General features: G+C 59.6%; 1 protein-coding gene. It reads left to right on the top strand.

The window, feature by feature from the left end; translation table 11 throughout:
* Window positions 1-712: IS110 family RNA-guided transposase (locus HOC_RS20590; protein WP_035542620.1), on the top strand; the 712-nt coding region annotated here is incomplete at its 5' end.
* Window positions 713-963: the final 251 nt, after the last annotated feature.

Raw genomic sequence — 963 nt, forward strand, 5'->3', positions numbered from 1 at the left:
TGTGCCGGTCAAGAGCGTCGACCAGGTGGATATCCAGGCCCTTCACCGCATCCGCGACCAGATGATCGGCAAGCGCACAGCCCTGATCAATCAGATGCGTGCGTTCTGCCTGGAGTTTGGCATTGCCCTGCGCCAGGGCGTCAACTTCTTCAAAGCCGACTTCCCCCGTGTTATGGCCGATGAGGACAATGACCTGTCGCCCTCAATGCGCCGGCTACTATCGGACCTCTTTGAAGATCTCCAGCGCCTGGAGCTGCGCATCAGGACGGTGACGTCGGAGATAGAAGCCCTGGTTGCCCGTGATGATGTCGCGCGCCGTCTCATGACGATTCCCGGCATAGGCCCGCTTGGAGCCAGTGCGCTTCTGGCTGCCGTCGGAGACGGCAGACAGTTCCGACGTGCGCGCGACCTTGCCGCATGGCTCGGGCTCACGCCGAGGGAGTACTCGACCGGAGGCAAGCAGAAGCTGCTCGGCATCTCCAAGCGCGGCAACACCTATGTCAGGCGATTGCTGATCCATGGCGCCAGAGCCTGCCTCATCCATCTCGACAAGAGCCGTCACCGGCTCGGTGACTGGCTGGTTGGCTTGCAGGGCAGGATGCACCCCAACAAAGTCGCGGTCGCTTTGGCCAACAAGATGGCGCGCATGGCCTGGGTGATAATAACCAAGCCCGGCGCACTTTACGAACGGCAGGATCCAGCCTTCAGCTGAGATCGATCGCCCCAACAGATTGCGAGGCTCGGGAGGATGATGACGAGACAGTCGATCGGCACGGCGTAAACCCGGTATAAAAAACGGGCGAACCAGCCCGAGTGTTTATTTGGAAACGACGTGCGCGTATCTCATCATGGCCTGGCTGCAACAGCAGTCCACTCGCGAGAGGCCGGATACATTTATGCAAACTGTTCTTCGTCAGACGATACCCGATATCCCTTGCAATGACGGGGCGGACCATACATTTT

This window comes from Hyphomonas oceanitis SCH89 (assembly GCF_000685295.1).
GTDB classification, from domain to species: domain Bacteria; phylum Pseudomonadota; class Alphaproteobacteria; order Caulobacterales; family Hyphomonadaceae; genus Hyphomonas; species Hyphomonas oceanitis.